Genomic DNA, 16,867 nt, shown 5'->3' on the forward strand with positions numbered 1-16,867 from the left:
TCAAGCTGCCTGTTTTGCAGTGACGAACGCCGCAAGGCTCGCCACGTTACTGAAGTGATTACGTGTGTCCTTGGCATCGGCGTCGATTTTGATGCCGTACTTTTTCTGGATGGCCAGGCCCAGCTCCAGGGCGTCCACCGAGTCCAGGCCCAGGCCTTCGCCGAACAGGGGCTGGTCGTTGCCGATGTCGTCGGCACTGATGTCTTCCAGGCCAAGGGCGTCGATGATAAGCATTTTGATATCACGGTGCAGATCGCTCATCTTCGGCGAGCTCCTTAATAAAGTAAGAATGTAGATAATCGTTGAGCTTGCGCGAGGCCTGCGGAGCCGGCCCCTGCGTGGCGAAGGTCTGTGGGTCTATATCGGCCCCGACCCGGAAACTGAAGTGCACGCGCCGCTTGGGGATGCGATACCAGGGCTCGGCCTTGGTCAATGTGGTCGGGCTGACCTTGATAATGACCGGGGTGAGGATTTTCGCACCACGCAGGGCGATTGCCGCGGCGCCCCGATGAAAGGCCGGGGGGTGGCCGGGTTGGGTGCGCGTACCTTCCGGGAAAATGATCAGGGTCTGGCCGTCTTTCAGCGCGTCGGCAGCGGCGTCGAGCATGTCCATGCTGCCGTCGTTGCTGATGTATTCGGTGCAACCCAGCGGCCCGCGGGTGAAATGGTTTTCCCAGAGGCTTTGCTTGACCACGCAGTTGGCGTGACGCACCAGGCCGATCAGAAAGACCACATCGATCAGCGATGGGTGATTGGCAATGATCATTTGCCCGGGACGACCGAGTTTTTCCGCGCCCTCAATGTTATAGGTCAGTACCCCGGTACGGGCCATGAAACGCACAAAAATCCAGAAACAGCGGCTGACCGTTTGCCGGGCCCGCAGCCGATGGGTCCGGGCGTCGCCGGGCAGGCAGTTCAGCAAAGGGAAAATCACCAGGCGTAGGCACAGCCCGCCCAACCCGAACAGGGCAAAGCTCGCGGCGGTGGCCAGCAAGCGCCAGTAATAGGCGTCGCGGTTTTTCTCGGTCACGGGTTGCGTTGCCAGGTCCATTCACGATTTTTCCAGGCATGTTGGCAGGTGGTTTGCTGGCCGAGCAGCGCACACAACAGATTCAGCGCGTGGGGCCAGCGGGATTTGGACAACGCATCCGAGGAGCTGTTCAGGGACAACTGCCAGTCGGTGCCAGGGGTAATCAGCAGGCCGATGGCATAAGGGAACGGCACGTCGTCGATCCAGGTTGAGTAAGCCTCGGGCGGCCGCTCTTCGGTGATCACCAACAGCACCGCGCTAGCGCCTTCGGCCAACAGCGCGGCAGCTTCGATCATGCCATGTTCCAGGCCATCGCCTGCGGCTGCCAGGGCCGTCATTTCGCTGGTTTCACCACGCATGATCGACCACAAGCCAATGATCGCGTTATGCACCGACAAGCTGAACTGAGTCGGCGATAGCGGTTGATCGGTGGCCAGATCACTGAGAATCTCGATCGTGCGGGGCGTTTCGCCGTGACGGGAAACAAAGACCAATGGCAGATCCTGCCGACCTTCGGCCAATGGCCAGCCGACACTGAATGCCATGCGCGCCAGACGACTGAGCCGCCGACGCTGCATGGCCGGCAGAAAGGAAACGTCGGGAGCGACATCGCTGTCCGGCAGCACGACCGGTTGTCGGCACCAGGCCTGCCAATCGTTCACGCTATCAAGCCCTGGGGCCCAAGCGCGCCATTGGGCGATGTTGAAGTTGATCACAGACATTCATCCCACCCTCACGGGCTTACTTGACGCGGGGAGCGGCCGTGAGCCGGGACTTACCCTGCGTGGCGTTTGGCGCCGAGTGGCGCGCATTATCCCGGTGCCGGGAACGTGTAGCAAATGCTGGTTACATTTTGCTCAGCAAGATGAAGCTGCAGGTTCGCAAAAATTGAACGATTGGTAATTATTCACAGAATTATGACTCCGTCTGTCGGTTCTGGCGTTGAATCACCGGGGCGTTCAGGGCTTTTCAAGCAGGAGAAGGCAACTGACTGTGTAGTCCCTTTGCTGACAAGGTAGCGAAGCAACGCTGTGGACCACTACACTCGGTCATTCATTGGTACACGGAGGTTTTGACATGCGGCGCGTGGTGTTCAATCAGAAAGGTGGCGTCGGCAAATCCAGCATTGCCTGCAATCTGGCGGCGGTCAGTGCCAGCGAGGGTTTTCGCACCTTGTTGGTGGATCTCGATGCCCAGGCCAACTCCACTCAGTACCTGACGGGGCTCACCGGTAGCGATATCCCGATGGGCATCGCCGATTTCTTCAAGCAGACGCTGTCTTCCGGGCCGTTCTCCAAAAAGAATCAGGTCGACATCTACGAAACCCCGTTCGATAACCTTCATGTCATTACCGCCACGGCCGAGCTGGCGGACTTGCAGCCAAAGCTTGAAGCCAAGCACAAGATCAACAAGCTGCGTAAGTTGCTGGAAGAGCTGAGCGAAGACTACGACCGGATTTACCTCGACACCCCGCCAGCGCTGAATTTTTATGCGGTTTCGGCGTTGATCGCCGCCGATCGTGTGTTGATTCCATTCGATTGCGACAGTTTTTCACGCCAGGCACTGTACGGCCTGATGGCGGAAATCGAAGAGTTGAAGGACGACCATAACGAAGGCCTGGAAGTCGAAGGCATCGTCGTCAACCAGTTCCAGGCCCGCGCCAGCCTGCCCCAGCAAATTCTCGATGAACTGATCGCCGAAGGCCTGCCGGTGTTGCCGGTGTACCTGGCCAGCTCGGTACGCATGCGCGAATCCCACCAGGCCAATACGCCGCTGATCCATCTCGACCCGCGGCACAAGCTGACCCAACAGTTTGTCGAGCTGCACAATTTGCTGGAAAATGCCTGATCTTCCAGGCGACGCAAAACCCTGTGGGAGCGAGCAAGCTCGCTCCCACAGGGTCTGTGTTGCCTTCAGATCCCTTGGCTACGCAACCAGCTCATCAGTTGCGGTAGCGGAAAGGCCCCGCTCTGCCGGGCGATTTCCCGGCCGTTCTTGAACAGGATCAGGCTCGGAATCGAGCGAATCCCCAACTGTGCCGACAACTGCTGGTTCGCCTCGCTGTCCAGCTTGGCCAGCCGACACTTGCCCGCCAGTTGCCCGGCCGCCTGCTCGAACACCGGCGCAAACGACTTGCACGGCCCGCACCAATCCGCCCACACGTCCACCAGCAGCGGCAGATCGCCCTTGATCTGGCTGGCGTAGTCGCCTTGCTTCAATTCAAACGGCTTGTTCAGCAGGACTTCTGTCTTGCAGCGCCCGCATTTCGGGTGGTCATTGAGGCGCTCGGCGGGAATGCGGTTGAGGCCGTTGCAGTGGGGGCAGGGGATGAGGAGTGGGTCGGTCATGAAAAATCGTCCAGTCGAAAGCGAATGATCTTTATTTGGAGACATGACTGCGGATTTTCAATCGTGCAGTGCCTCACGACGAACAACTGATCTCCAGATGCTTGCCCCATTCCGGTGGTCGCTCGGCATAGCTTTCCATCCCCGGTTGTTCCTCGAACGGGTTACTCAGCACGGCGTGTAGCCGGCGGACTTCCGAGTAGTCGCCGTTCTGCGCCGCTTCGATGGCCTTTTGCGCCAGGTAGTTGCGCAGGATGTACAGCGGGTTGACCGCGTGCATCCGCTGGCGGCGCTGCTCTTGATCAAGCGTGCCTTCACGTGCCACCCGGGCGACGTAGAGCTCGCCCCAGGCGTCAAAGCCCTTCAGGTCGACGAAGTCGTCACGCAAGCGGGTGATGGCCTGTTCCGGTGCCTCATCACCCAAACGGCGGAAAAACAGACTGTAGTCGACGCCGCTGTTTTGCATGAGTTGCAGCAGGTTCTCCAGCAGTTTCTGGTCGTCATCCTCGGCTGTGGTCAGGCCGAGGCGGCGGCGCATCAGGTCCAGGTAATGGGCCTGGAACAGCGGCAGGTACAGGCCGAGGGTTTCGCGCAGGGCCTCGACGCTGATGAACGGCGTCAGGGCCTGGGCCAGCGCGCTGAGGTTCCACTGGCCAATCGGCACCTGGTTGCTGAAGGAGTAACGGCCCTGGTCGTCTGAGTGGTTGCAGATGAAGTTGGCGTCGAAGTCGTCGAGGAAGGCGAACGGGCCGAAATCGAAGGTGATGCCCAGGATCGACATGTTGTCGGTGTTCATCACTCCGTGGCAGAAGCCATAGGCCTGCCATTTGGCGATCAGTTCGGCGTTGCGCTCCACCACTTCGCGGAACATCGCCAAGTACGGCTCCGGTTGTTCCAGGCACTGTGGGAAGTGCATGGCCAGCACGTGATCACCCAGCTCTTTCTGCTGCTCTGGGCGCTTGGTGTAGTAGAAATACTCGAAGTGCCCGAAGCGCACATGGCTCGGCGCCAGGCGCAGGACCATGGCCGCGCGCTCCTGCTTTTCGCGCCACACCGGGGTATCGGAGCCGATCACGCACAAGGCGCGGGTGGTTGGGATGTTCAGGGCAATCAGGGCTTCGGAGGCGAGGAATTCGCGGATCGACGAACGCAGTACCGCCCGGCCATCGCCCATGCGTGAAAACGGCGTCTGGCCGGCGCCCTTGAGGTGCAGGTCCCAGTGTTCGCCGGCCTCGTTGTACACCTCGCCGAGCAACAGGCCGCGACCGTCGCCCAGTTGCGGGTTGTAGGACCCGAACTGATGCCCGGAATAGACCATCGCCCTTGGGATCGCGTCGGCCCAGAGCTTGTGGCCGCTGAACAGTTCGGCGAACTCCGGGGTTTCGGCCACGGCCGGGTCCAGGTCCAGCAGTGCCATGGCGGCAGGGCTGGCCACGACCAGGCGCGGATTATCGATGGGCTCGGGCAGCACGTGGGCGGAAAACGCGTCGCCCAGGCGGTCGAAGCGGTTATCGAAAGTGAGTTCGTCGAGGGCTTTCAAGGGCCGGCTCCAGCAGAATGTCCGAGCATTCTGCTGGGGAATGGCCAGTTAGTCGAGTTTGGCGGCGGGCGGTTCTTGCGCCGGCTTGCCGTCGACGACCGGCACGATGGTTTTCGCTTCCGGTTCGATCGGCACCATCTTGTATTCCTGGCCGTGCAGGTTCTTGAGGTAGACCTCCATCTGCCGGAACGAGATGTTGATGTGCTGCTTCTTGAACTCGCGGTTGATGAAGCGGTTGACCTCGTCGAGCACCGGGTTGCGGTCGCCGAGGTCGCGCACGTGCATGCGCAACTCGTGGTCGAGGGTGCTTTCGCCGAAGTTCAGGAAGTACACGTGGGGTTCCGGGTCTTTCAGTACGCGCGGGTTATCCCGGGCGGCCTTGAGCAACAGCTCTTTCACCAGGTCCAGGTCCGAGCCGTAGTCGACACCGAGCTTGAGGGTCACCCGAGTGATGGTGTCGGTCAGCGACCAGTTGATCAGTTGCCCGGTAATGAACGTCTTGTTCGGGACGATGATGTCCTTGCGATCGAAGTCGGTGATGGTCGTGGCACGGATGCGGATCTTGCTCACGGTGCCCGACAGGTTGCCGATGGTGATGGTGTCGCCGATCCGCACCGGACGTTCGAACAGGATCATGATGCCGGAAATGAAGTTGGCGAAGATCTCCTGCATGCCGAAACCGAGGCCGACCGACAGCGCCGCCACCAGCCATTGCAGCTTGTCCCAGCTTACGCCGAGGGTCGACAGCGTCGAGACGAAACCGACGCCAGCGATCACGTAGGACAGCAGCGTGGTGGTCGCGTAGGCACTGCCCTGGGCAAGGTTGAGCTTGGACAGCACGAACACTTCGAGCAAGCCCGGCAGGTTGCGCGCCAGGGCGAAGGTGATGCCGATGATGATCAGCGCGCCAAGCATGTCGCCGATGCTGATCGGCACCATGCTCATGTTGGCGCCGGTACCGCTGGTGTATTCGTAGAGGGTGATGTTGTCCAGGTACGAGAAGACCGTGATCAGGTCGGCCCAGACCCAATACAGTGCCGCCATGAAGCCGCCGAGCAGCGCCAGGCGGATCAGGCGCAGGGACTGTTCGTTGACCTTCTCGATGTCCATTGTCGGCTCTTCGATGATGGCTTCGCCGTCGGCGGTCTCTTTCGCTGCGTTACGTTTGGCCAAGGCGCGCTGATAAGCCAGGCGACGCGCCGCTACGCTGAGACCTCGCACGAAGGTGGCTTCGATCACCAGCCAGAACATCAGCAGGTACAGGGTGTTGATCAAGCGGTCGCTGAGCTTCAGCGCGGTGTAGTAGTAGCCAAAGCACACGGCCACGAACAGCGCGACGGGCAGGGCGGTGAACAGGATCCCCACCAGTTTGCGGAACAGCGAGGCGTTCTCATGGGTCGGGCTGCTGATGAGCAGGCGGCTGAGCAGCAAGGTCATCAAGGCGTAGCAGATGAGCACCACCGGCATGCCGAGCACATCATCGGCCAGTGCCGCCGGTTGCAGCTCGGCAACGGCGACGACGGTCACCAGTGCCATCACCACGATGCCGAGGCGGCGGATCCATCTGCGCAGGAACTCCACCTGGGGCTTTTCCCAGCGGAAATGCAGTTCTGCCACGCCACCCGGCGCGAGGATCCGGTAGGCGGTGTAGAACACCAGCCAGGCCCCGGCCATTTGCAGCAGCGCCGCACCCATATTGGCGTTCTGCCCACGGGCGTCAATTCGCAGGGCCAGCCCGCACAAGGCGAGGCCCAGTGAAACCGGCATCGCCAGCAGAATATTGATCAGAATCGCCTGCGGCGTGTGCCACTGGCTATCGCGCTTGAAGTGACCGATGTCCTGGTGAACCTTGTTCAGTCGCGCGTACAGATTCTTGCGCCGCCACAACAGCGCGCCGATCAGCAGGGCCAGTGGCAGGAACAGCAGAGGGCGCTGGGTCAGGCCGTCGGTCAGTTCGCTCAGGCTTGAAAGTACCGGCAGCGAATCGAGTTGCCGCTGGAGGCGATCCGGCACACTGTGAATCCACTCCAGGTCCAGCGGCTTGTTGCTGGGAATCCAGAACATCTGCTCATCGAGCGTCGCCCGCAGGCTTTGCGCGGTGCTGAGCAGTTGCTTCTGGTTCAGTTGCAAGGTGATGGATTCATTGAGCACCGCGCTCAGCTCGCGGTTCAGTCGCTCCAGCAGGTCGGCGCGGGTGGTGGCCAGTTCCATCAGGCTTTTGCGCAGCTGCGCCGTGACTTGCTCGGGGGGTTGGGTCGACAGCAGGTTTTCGACGTAGGTGGCCGGATTGCTCAGCAACTCCCGTTGCTGGCTGACTTCGAACTGATACAGGCGAATGTCGGCAATCTGGTCGGCCAGGTTGCGGTCGAGCCGCAGGCGCGGCAACGCCTGTTTCTGTTTGTAGAGAATCTTCGAGAGCAGCAGACTGCCTTTGAGCACGTTGATTTGCTCGTCCAGGGCCGCATCGCTCTGAGTCAGGCTGTCCAGTTGCTGCTTGGTCTGCAGGTTCTGCTGGGTGACTTCGTTCAGGCGGTCGGTGCTTTTGAGCAGGTAGTCCGAGAGCTTCAGGTTGGCCGCGCTTTCGGTGGCCAAAAGGCTGCTGCCGCCGGCCTTCTGCGCTTCGATGGATTGCTGGGTGACCGTTTCCTGGGACAACGCCAGACGCTTCTGGTTGATCAGGGTTTGCAGTTCCTGGATTTCCTGATCAAGGCGGTCGGATCGCTCCGACAACAGGTCATGCTGGCTGCTGCCAAGGTCTTGCAATTGGGTATTGCCGGCCAGCTCCTGGCGCCGCAGCGGGATCAGGGCGTTCAGCGCTGCCAGCTCGGCATTGAGCTGGTCGCGCTGCTCGGCGCTCAAAGCCTTGCCGGCGTCCTTGCCGTTCTTGAGGATGGTGTTGATCTGCTGGATGCGCGTCTGGCTGCTGGAAATCTCCGCTTGGGCGCGCTCGGGGCGGGTCTGGGCAGTGATGATCAGGCTGTTGGCATCGGCCAGGGCCTTTTGCAGGTCGCTTTGCTGGGTGGAGCGCTCGGTGAGCAATTGTTCCAGCTGCTGGATCGGTTCCTTGGCGAAACGCTGCGCCACCGGCACCACGGAACTGGCCTTGAGGCGGGTCAGTTCACGCTGGTTCTCGATGGTCTGTTTGGGCGCACTGCTCAATTGCTGCTTGAGTGTGACCAGCTTCTGCTCGTAGTCACGCTTGTTGTTGAGCTGGCTCAGCGTGCCTTGCAGGACGGATTGAAGGGCCTTCTGATCGGCTTCCGGCAGTTTGCGGTCGGCGATCTTGTCCAGGCTCGCCTGTACGGCTTCGCTGGAAGGCGGTTCGGTCGCTTGCGCCACTTGCGATAAACCAAGGGTGCCGACAGAGAGACTCAAGCCCAAAAGGGCGATGGCGAAAATGGAGCGCAGGTTAGGCATAAAGACCGGTCAAGCAAGTGATAGTGGAAGCAGTTTAGAGGAAGAGTCCGGGACCCGGGCGACTTCCTTCGGGGAATCTGACGCCCACTTTGCCGATCTTGTTCCCGTCCATGACGGCCACGGTCCAAATGGTGTTGTTCCATTCCACCTGGTCGCCTACCACCGGCGCGCCGCCGACCTTCTGGGCAATGAAGTGGCCCAGGGACATGTCCGGATCGATGCCTTCGACCTTCAGTCCATAGAGGGCTGCAACCGCGGCCAGCTGGGCGTCTCCTTCGAGTACGAAGTCGCCAAAGAAGCGCAGATCGAGGCCCCGTTGTGGCGCCTGGCTGAAGAGTTTTCCGAGGGCCGGCAGGTTGTGTTCATGGCCGATGACACACAGCAAATCATCGACTTCCAGCACCGTACTACCCGACGGATGGAGCAATTGTTGGCCACGAAACAGGGCAGCGATACGGGTGCCTTCGGGCATTTTCAGCTCGCGCAGGGGCGAACCGATGCACCATTTTTCCGCGCCGAGGCGATAGACGAACAGCTCCCACTCGCTGGTGACGTGCACTTCCAGGGCCGAGCGGGAGATGGGTGCAGGCTCCGGAGGCACCGTCACCTTCAGCAGCTTGGCGACCCACGGCAGGCTCGTGCCCTGAACCAACAGCGACACCAGCACGATAAAGAACGCGAGGTTGAAGTACAGCTGGGCGTTGGGCAGGCCGGCCATCAGCGGGAACACCGCTAGAATGATCGGGACCGCGCCGCGCAGGCCGACCCAGGAAATGAACGCTTTCTCGCGACCATGGAACGCCTTGAACGGCAGCAGGCTAACCATCACCGACAGTGGCCGGGCAAACAGAATCATCCACAGCGCCAGGGCCAGTGCCGGCAAGGCGATAGGCAGCAGGTCGTGAGGCGTCACCAGCAGCCCCAACACCAGGAACATACCGATCTGCGCCAGCCAGGCCATGCCATCGAGCATGTGCAGGATGCCGTGGCGGCTGCGCACCGGACGGTTGCCGATCACCAGGCCGCAGATGTATACCGCCAGGAAGCCACTGCCGTGCAGGGCGTTGGTCAGGGCAAAGACGACCAACCCGCCAGCGATGACCAGAATCGGATACAAACCGGTGGCCAGGTTGATGCGATTGACCAGTTGCAGCATGAGCCAGCCACCGCCCAGGCCAATGACGCCACCTATGCCGAACTCGCGCAGCAGGTGGGTCAACAGGCTCCAGTGCAGGCCGGTCTGGCCGCTGGCGAGCATGTCGATCAGGGTGACGGTGAGGAACACCGCCATCGGGTCGTTGCTGCCGGATTCGATTTCAAGGCTGGCGGTTACCCGCTCGTTCAGGCCTTTGCCACCCAATAGCGAAAACACCGCCGCGGCGTCGGTGGAGCCGACGATGGCGCCGATCAGCAGGCCCTGGATCAGGTTCAGGTTGAACAGCCATGCGGCCGCCATGCCGGTCAGCCCGGTGGTAATCAGTACCCCGACTGTGGCCAGCGACAGCGCCGGCCATAACGCCACGCGGAAACTCGACACCCGGGTGCGCAAGCCGCCGTCGAGCAGGATCACTGCCAGTGCGAGGTTGCCGACCAGATAAGCCGTGGGGTAGTTATCAAAAAGAATGCCGGCGCCATCGACACCCGCCGCCATGCCGACTGCCAGGATGATCACCAGAATCGGGATGCCGAGACGGGACGAAAGTGAGCTCACCAGAATGCTCGCACCTACCAGCAACGCGCCGATCAAGAACAGGCTGTTGATGGTCGTTGCATTCAAAGGCAGTACTCCAGAAAGCTGAAAGGCGGGCGCAAACTGACCATGCAGTCTGCGTGCCAGCGATTCTAACCTGTTGAAATGTGATGCTGTCAAAAAGCTTTTTGCAGGCGATTCTTCACGCTGGGTGAAATCATTGTGGCGAGGGGGCTTGCCCCCGTTCGGCTGCGAAGCAGTCGTAAATCCGGTAGACGCGATTTAATGGATGTGCGCAGTTAACAGGTTTGGGGTCGCTGCGCGGCCCAACGGGGTGGTGCGGCATTCCGACAAGCCCCCTCGCCACAGAGTTAAAGGCTGAACCGCCCAACCATCGTGTTCAGGTCCACCGCCAGGCGCGACAGTTCGTTACTGGCCGCACTGGTCTGGTTGGCCCCGGTGGCCGACTGCACCGACAGGTCACGGATGTTCACCAGATTGCGATCCACTTCACGGGCCACCTGCGCCTGTTCTTCGGCGGCGCTGGCGATCACCAGGTTGCGCTCGTTGATTTCGACGATGGCGCTGTTGATGGTGTCCAGCGACATCCCGGCACCACGGGCGATGTTCAGGGTCGATTCGGCGCGTTCGGTGCTGTTACGCATCGAATCCACTGCGTGCTCCGTACCGCTCTGGATGCTGCCAATCATGCGTTCGATCTCGCTGGTCGACTGCTGGGTGCGGTGGGCCAGGGCACGAACCTCATCGGCCACCACCGCAAAACCACGACCGGCCTCACCAGCGCGTGCCGCTTCGATGGCCGCGTTCAACGCCAGCAGGTTGGTCTGGTCGGCCAGGCCACGGATCACGTCCAGCACCTTGCCGATGTCGCGGGACTCGTTGGCCAGGTCGCCGATCAGGGTCGCGGTGCTCTGTACGTCGGCGCTCATGCGTTCGATGGCGCTGACGGTTTCCTGCACCAGGTCACGGCCGTCACCGGCTGAGGTGGTGGCGTTTTTCGAGGCTTCGGACGTGCTCACCGCGTTGCGTGCGACTTCTTCCACGGCGCTGGTCATTTCGTTGACTGCGGTGGCGGCCTGTTCGATTTCGTTGTTCTGCCGGGTCAGGCCACGGGCGCTTTCGTCGGTGACGCTGTTGAGTTCTTCGGCAGCCGATGCCAACTGTGTGGCCGAGCCGGAAATACGCTGCAGCGTGTCGCGCAACTTGTCCTGCATCTTTGACATGGCCAGCAGCAAGCGGCCGGCTTCATCCTGGCCGTCAACGGTAATCGGACGCGTCAGGTTGCCTTCGGCGATCTGTTCAGCGGCGCCCAGGGCATTGGCGATCGGTTGGGTGATGCTGTTGGTCAGCAACCAGGCGAGCAGCAGCGTCATGGCGGTGGCGATCACCAACAGGGCGATCACAAGGTTGAACGCCGAATCGTATTGATCCGCTGCCTGCTGGTTGGTGTCGTGGCTCTGCTGGGTGTTGATCTCCAGCAGGCGGTTCAACACGGTGTTGACCGCTTCGGAGTTATTGAGCAAATCGGTGTTGAGCAAGCTGCGCAGTTCATCGACCTGATTGTTGCGCGACAGGGTTTTCATCCGGTCTTCGATCTGGCGGTACTGACCCAGCAGTTGTACGTATTGATCGTAGGTCGCACGCTCCTGCGGGCTGGCGATCAGCTTTTCGTAGGTTGCCTGGGCGGTGCGAATCTGCTGGTTGCGAGTCTCCAGCAGTTCCATGGTTTTCTGCTGCACGTCCGGCTCGCGGTTCACCAGCAAGCGGTAGGACAGCACCCGCAGGCGCAAGGTGAGTTGGGTGAACTCGTCCAGGCTCTTGATGCTTGGCACACTGTTGTTGGTGATGTTCTCGGCGGCGCCGCGGATCTTGCTCATCTGATTCAAGGCAAACACCCCCAGAACCATCATCAAGCCGCCAATCAGGGCAAAGCTGAGGAACGCGCGAGGGGCGATATTCATATTACGAAGGGACATGGCGATCACCGAAAAGAGCGCATCCGTGCGGGGCTGAGGCTGCTGTATGGATGACTTATCGGTCGTCTGGCTGAAGTCTTGAGCCCCCCGTGTTTCAGCCGGTTGCACCTTGTGGCGACGAAGTGCAGGAACCAGATGGGCCAATCACAGTCTTTAAAACTCGCGAGGAAGGTCGCCCGTCAGCAAAATCAAGGCTTTGCGTCTGTATAACCCTGGCATCCAGGGTGACTTTTCTTTATCGTACGCGCCCTTTGAAAAAGCCCGGAAAATCAAAATGTTGGAAGCATCCCTAAGCCAATTGGAACAACTGGTCAGTGACCTGGTGCAGCAGAACCAGAGCCTGACCACGGAACTGGCCCAGGCCAAAGATGAAAACGAAAGCCTGCAACTGAGCCTGATGGAACACGAAGAGAAGCAAGGCGCCACGGCGGCTCGCATCCAGGCCCTGGTTGAGCGCGTCAGCGCAGGCCCTGTCAGCGCATGAGTTACAACGCCGCAGGGGTAAAAGTCGTCTCGATCCTGGGAGAGGACTATTCGATCAAGGCACCGGCCGGGGAAGAACAAACCCTGCTCGATGCCGCGATGATGTTGAAGGCAGCCCTGGCCGAAACCAAGAGGAAGTACCCGACGCTGATCGGTGACCGACTGCTGGTGCTGGCGGCGATGAATCTGTGCTCCCAGCAGATCGAAATGCAGAAGCAGCACAAGCTCGAACTCGACCGTTACCAAGAGCAAGTCAGCGCCACGGTTGAAGTGATCTCCAAGACGATCAATCAGGCCTGATCGGCTTTGCGCACAACCAAAGAATAGATTGTCGGTTGGTTTGTATACAATCGGCACGGCTGTTGCAGTGTTTCAGCCTCTTATTCTTTGGGGGTGCTCCATGCAGTTCTGGCGACGCAGTATTCAATGGCAGTTGATCCTGAGCATGGGCACCGCTCTGCTCGTCAGTATTCTGATCGTGGTTGGCATTTATACCCTGGTGGTCAATCGTCTCGCCCAGAGCTATCTGGTCGAGCAGGCCTTGCCATCGAGCATCGAAGCGATGCGCAACGACATCGAACGTATCCTTGTCCAACCGCTCACCGCCGCCAAGGACATCGCCAGCAACAGCATGGTGCGCGACTGGCTGGCCGGGGGGGAAGACAGTGCCCAGGTCGGCACGTTTACTACCTATCTCGAAGGCATCCGCGCCGAGCACAAGGCCTTTACCGCGATTATTGTCGGCACCGCGTCCAACCATTACTTCACCGAAAAAGGCCTGGATCGGACCCTCAGTCGTTCCAATCCGAAAGACGCCTGGTTCTACTCGTTCCTCGACAGCAACCAGCCGCGCACTCTCAACATCGATAACGACACGGCCACCGGAGAATTGGCGCTTTTCATCGACTTCAAAGTCGAGCAGGCCGGTAAAGTCGTGGGCGTTGCCGGGCTTGGCCTGAGCATGAAAGAACTGTCGGAGCTGATTCACAACTTCAGCTTCGGAGAGCGCGGCAAGGTCTATCTCGTGCGTTCCGACGGTTTGATCCAGGTGCATCCCGAGGCGCAATTCAGCGGCAAACGCACTTTGATCGAGCAGATTGGTGCTACGGCGGCACAAGCGGTGATGAGTCAGCTTTCTACCTTCAAGGCCACTGCCACCAACAGCGGCTTCCAGCGTGACGGTGAAGACTTCCTCGCGTTAAGCCTGCCATTGCGTGATCTCGGCTGGACCCTGGTGGCCGAAGTGCCGCAATCGCAGATCTACGCCGAAGCCCGCCGCGCCATGTGGATAAGCAGTGGTATCGGCCTGGCGGTGGCCTTGGTGTGCCTGTTGCTGGTGGTGTTGCTGGCCCGTGGGCTGGTGCGCCCGATTCGTCAGGTAACAGCGGCATTGGTAGCAATCGGTAGCGGCGGTGGAGATTTGACCCACCGGTTAGATTCCAGCCGTGCTGATGAGCTGGGCGATCTGGCTCGCGGTTTCAATCGGTTCCTGGATAGCCAGCGCGACATGATCGGCGAAGTGCTGACCACCAGCGAGCAGTTGCGCACCGCTGTCGGCCAGGTTGCACGGGTTGTGGATAACACCGCTGAACGCTCCGGCCGCCAACAGGAAATGACCGACATGGTTGCCACTGCGGTTCACGAAATGGGCCTGACCGTTCAGGAGATCGCCCAGAACGCCGGCAACGCGGCGGTCGCATCGCAAACGGCTCGGGATGAGGCGATGCAGGCACGGGAAGTGGTAGGCGGATCGATTCGGCACATTGAAAATATGTCTGACGAAATCGGCGTCGCGGCCACGGCGGTGGGTGAACTGGCCCATCAAGTGGCGTCGATCGACCAGGTGCTGGCGGTGATTCGCGGGATTTCCGAGCAGACCAACCTGCTGGCGCTCAATGCCGCTATCGAAGCGGCGCGGGCCGGGGACATGGGGCGTGGATTTGCCGTGGTGGCCGATGAAGTGCGGACTTTGGCGCGGCGTACACAGTCGTCAACCGATGAAATCCAGCAGATGATCGGCAGCCTCAAGCAAGGTGCGGAAAACGCAGTGTCGTCGATGCATTCCGGGCAAGCGGCGACAGGTACAGGTGTCGAGTCGAGCCAGCGTACCGGCGCCTCGTTGACTGCGATTACCGGGCAAGTGGAACGCATCAGCGACATGAACCATCAGGTGGCGACGGCGACAGAAGAGCAGTCGGCGGTGACCGAAGAGATCAACCGTAACGTGCAGGGTATTTCCGATCTGGCCCGGGCGACGGCGGGGGAGGTCAGGGCCTGTCGGGATGATTGCCAGACGTTGCAGCGGTTGGCGGATGATCTGGCGCGGCAGATGGGTGGGTTCAAGCTGAGTTGAGAGACAACTTTGTGGCGAGGGAGCTTGCTCCCTCGCCACAAATACTTGCCGGTCGTCAGAACCACTCATCCTGCATCGTCAGGCACACATCATCCCGCGCCTCAAGAATCGCCAGCTCATGATGGCAACCCGGCACTTCCCACGTCAGGAAGTACCGCGCCGCCTGCAGCTTGCCTTTATAGAAACTGACATCCGCCGCATTGCCCTTGGCTAAACCTTCTTCGGCACGGATCGCCTGCTCCAGCCAGCGCCAGCCAATCACCGTATGACCAAACACTTTCAGGTACAGCGCTGAGTTCGCCAGGCTGCTGTTGACCTTGCCTTGCGCCAGATCGGTCAGCAGGCCGATGGTCACGGTTTGCAAACGAGCAACCAGTTTTTCCAGCGGTTCACGCAGCGGCGTCAATGAAGCAAACGCCTGTGCTCGCTCACCAGTGTCAGCGATCAGGCGGATCAGTTGCTTGAGCCCCGCGCCACCGTTCTGCGCCAGTTTTCGGCCCAGCAGGTCCAGCGATTGAATACCGTGGGTGCCTTCGTGGATCGGGTTCAGGCGGTTGTCGCGGTAGTACTGCTCCACCGGGTATTCGCGGGTGTAGCCGTGGCCGCCGAGGATCTGGATTGCCAGTTCGTTGGCCTTCAGGCAGAACTCCGATGGCCAGGATTTGACGATCGGCGTCAGCAGGTCCAGCAGTTCATGGGCCTGCTTGCGTTCGGCTTCGGTCGCAAGCGTCGTGGTGTCATCGAACAGGCGCGCCGCATAAAGACCCAAGTCAAACGAACCTTCGACGTAAGCCTTTTGTGTCAGCAGCATGCGTTTGACGTCGGCGTGCTGAATGATTGCCACTGGCGCGGTGTTCGGGTCCTTGCTGTCCGGTACGCGGCCCTGCGGACGCTCGCGGGCGTATTCCAGCGAGTACAGATAGCCGGCGTAACCGAGCATCACCGCACCCATGCCGACGCCGATCCGCGCCTCGTTCATCATCTGGAACATGTAGCTCAAGCCCTGGTGCGGTTTGCCCACCAGATAGCCGACACACTCACCGTTATCGCCGAAATTCAGCGCGGTGGACGTGGTTCCGCGCCAGCCCATCTTGTGGAACAGGCCAGCCAGCAACACATCGTTGCGTTTGCCGAGGCTGCCGTCATCGTTGACCAGGAATTTCGGCACGATGAACAGTGAAATACCCTTCACCCCGGCCGGTGCGTCCGGCAACTTGGCCAGGACCATGTGCACAATGTTTTCCGACAGCGAGTGATCGCCACCGGAGATGAAGATCTTGTTGCCCTTGAGGCGATAAGTGCCGTCGGACGCAGGTTCCGCGCGTGTACGAATATCCGACAACGACGAGCCGGCGTGCGGTTCGGTCAGGGCCATGGTGCCGAAAAAGCGGCCGTCGATCATCGGTTGCAGGAAGCGCTGCTTCTGTTCGTCAGTGCCGAAGCTTTCGATCAGGTTGGCCGCGCCCATGGTCAGGAACGGATACGACGTTGAAGCCGCGTTGGCCGACTGAAAGTGCGAAAAACAGGCTTGGGACAGCAAGGTAGGAAGCTGCATGCCGCCGGCGTCGAAACTGCGCGCGGCGTTCAGGAATCCGGCTTCGAGGAAGGCATCCACTGCCGGTTTCACTTCGGGAATCAGAATCGCCTGACCGTTCTCATAGCGCGGCTCGTTCTCGTCACCCTTGCGGTTGTGCGGGGCAAAGAACTTCTCGGCGATGCTGCGGGCGGTGCCAATGGCCGCATCGAAGGTTTCGCGGTTGTGCTCGGCGAAACGCTCACGCTGGGTCAGGCCCTCGGCATCGAGGACTTCATACAGCTCGAAAGCCAGATTGCGGGAACTGAGCAACGTCTCGGACATGGCGGCCTACCTTTTGTTGGAATGGGCCGAGTCTAAGTGGGGGGATAAAGGCTGAACAGGATGATTGATGACCGTGATAATGGGCCAGCGCAGCAACTTTGCAGGCACCACAAAACAACTGTAGGAGTGAGCCTGCTCGCGATGACGGCGGCAC

Annotated in this window: 13 protein-coding genes and 2 pseudogenes; 5 read left to right on the forward strand and 10 right to left on the reverse strand. The window is 60.4% G+C overall.

Annotated elements, in window-relative coordinates; translation table 11 throughout:
- Genes VC35_RS10200 through VC35_RS10210 form a run of 3 tightly spaced genes read right to left on the reverse strand, consistent with a single transcriptional unit; the run spans nt 1 to nt 1,752 of the window.
- A complete protein-coding gene (locus VC35_RS10200; protein WP_046039703.1) occupies nt 1–261 on the reverse strand; it encodes a phosphopantetheine-binding protein in 261 nt (86 codons plus the stop codon).
- The gene (locus VC35_RS10205; RefSeq protein ID WP_046039704.1) at nt 242–1,051 is read right to left on the reverse strand and encodes a lysophospholipid acyltransferase family protein; all 810 of its coding nucleotides are present in this window, start codon (nt 1,049–1,051) and stop codon (nt 242–244) included. Before VC35_RS10205 ends, VC35_RS10200 begins: the two co-directional genes overlap by 20 nt.
- Entirely contained in the window at nt 1,027–1,752 is a 726-nt protein-coding gene (locus VC35_RS10210) for a beta-ketoacyl synthase chain length factor (RefSeq protein WP_046039705.1), read from the reverse strand. Before VC35_RS10210 ends, VC35_RS10205 begins: the two co-directional genes overlap by 25 nt.
- Nucleotides 1,753–2,107: 355 nt before the next feature.
- Here VC35_RS10210 and VC35_RS10215 point away from each other — a divergent pair, with 355 nt between their 5' ends.
- The gene (locus VC35_RS10215) at nt 2,108–2,878 is read left to right on the forward strand and encodes a ParA family protein (RefSeq protein WP_015093167.1); all 771 of its coding nucleotides are present in this window, start codon (nt 2,108–2,110) and stop codon (nt 2,876–2,878) included.
- Nucleotides 2,879–2,943: 65 nt separating this feature from the next.
- Here VC35_RS10215 and trxC read toward each other — a convergent pair whose 3' ends face one another.
- The 6 genes and pseudogenes from trxC to VC35_RS30310 all read right to left on the reverse strand — a co-directional run.
- On the reverse strand, nt 2,944–3,378 hold the full coding sequence (gene trxC, locus VC35_RS10220; protein WP_046039707.1) for a thioredoxin TrxC: 435 nt from the start codon (nt 3,376–3,378) through the stop codon (nt 2,944–2,946).
- 73 nt (nt 3,379–3,451) lie between these two features.
- Nucleotides 3,452–4,915: a protein adenylyltransferase SelO gene (selO, locus tag VC35_RS10225; RefSeq protein ID WP_046039708.1), complete on the reverse strand. Its 1,464-nt coding sequence runs from the start codon at nt 4,913–4,915 to the stop codon at nt 3,452–3,454.
- 48 nt (nt 4,916–4,963) lie between these two features.
- Nucleotides 4,964–8,332, reverse strand: coding sequence for a mechanosensitive channel MscK (gene mscK / locus VC35_RS10230; RefSeq protein WP_046039711.1), 3,369 nt, complete (start codon nt 8,330–8,332; stop codon nt 4,964–4,966).
- A 34-nt stretch (nt 8,333–8,366) separates the two neighbouring features.
- The gene (locus VC35_RS10235; protein WP_046039712.1) at nt 8,367–10,109 is read right to left on the reverse strand and encodes a potassium/proton antiporter; all 1,743 of its coding nucleotides are present in this window, start codon (nt 10,107–10,109) and stop codon (nt 8,367–8,369) included.
- 284 nt (nt 10,110–10,393) lie between these two features.
- Nucleotides 10,394–11,266, reverse strand: coding sequence for a methyl-accepting chemotaxis protein (locus tag VC35_RS30305; RefSeq protein ID WP_404942354.1), 873 nt, complete (start codon nt 11,264–11,266; stop codon nt 10,394–10,396).
- Nucleotides 11,249–12,019: pseudogene (locus tag VC35_RS30310) on the reverse strand (MCP four helix bundle domain-containing protein); the annotation flags it as partial. The pseudogene VC35_RS30310 and the gene VC35_RS30305, both read right to left, overlap by 18 nt.
- Before the next feature lie 274 nt (nt 12,020–12,293).
- On the opposite strand from VC35_RS30310, the gene VC35_RS10245 reads away from it, so the two are divergent.
- The 4 genes and pseudogenes from VC35_RS10245 to VC35_RS30320 all read left to right on the forward strand — a co-directional run bounded on the left by VC35_RS10245 (nt 12,294) and on the right by VC35_RS30320 (nt 14,855).
- Nucleotides 12,294–12,503 carry a hypothetical protein gene (locus VC35_RS10245; protein ID WP_046039713.1) on the forward strand — a complete coding sequence of 70 codons (210 nt, stop codon included), beginning with the start codon at nt 12,294–12,296 and terminating at the stop codon, nt 12,501–12,503.
- The gene (locus tag VC35_RS10250) at nt 12,500–12,802 is read left to right on the forward strand and encodes a cell division protein ZapA (RefSeq protein WP_007981180.1); all 303 of its coding nucleotides are present in this window, start codon (nt 12,500–12,502) and stop codon (nt 12,800–12,802) included. Before VC35_RS10245 ends, VC35_RS10250 begins: the two co-directional genes overlap by 4 nt.
- Nucleotides 12,803–12,947: 145 nt before the next feature.
- Nucleotides 12,948–13,991, forward strand: a pseudogene (locus tag VC35_RS30315) (HAMP domain-containing protein); the annotation flags it as partial.
- Between the two features lie 132 nt (nt 13,992–14,123).
- Nucleotides 14,124–14,855, forward strand: coding sequence for a methyl-accepting chemotaxis protein (locus VC35_RS30320; protein ID WP_404942355.1), 732 nt, complete (start codon nt 14,124–14,126; stop codon nt 14,853–14,855).
- A 55-nt stretch (nt 14,856–14,910) separates the two neighbouring features.
- Here the strand turns inward: VC35_RS30320 and VC35_RS10260 are convergent, their stop codons facing one another.
- Complete coding sequence (locus VC35_RS10260) at nt 14,911–16,713, reverse strand: acyl-CoA dehydrogenase (RefSeq protein WP_046039715.1); 1,803 nt, start codon at nt 16,711–16,713, stop codon at nt 14,911–14,913.
- Nucleotides 16,714–16,867 lie beyond the last annotated feature (154 nt).

This window comes from Pseudomonas fluorescens (assembly GCF_000967965.1).
GTDB classification, from domain to species: Bacteria; Pseudomonadota; Gammaproteobacteria; order Pseudomonadales; family Pseudomonadaceae; genus Aquipseudomonas; species Aquipseudomonas grandcourensis.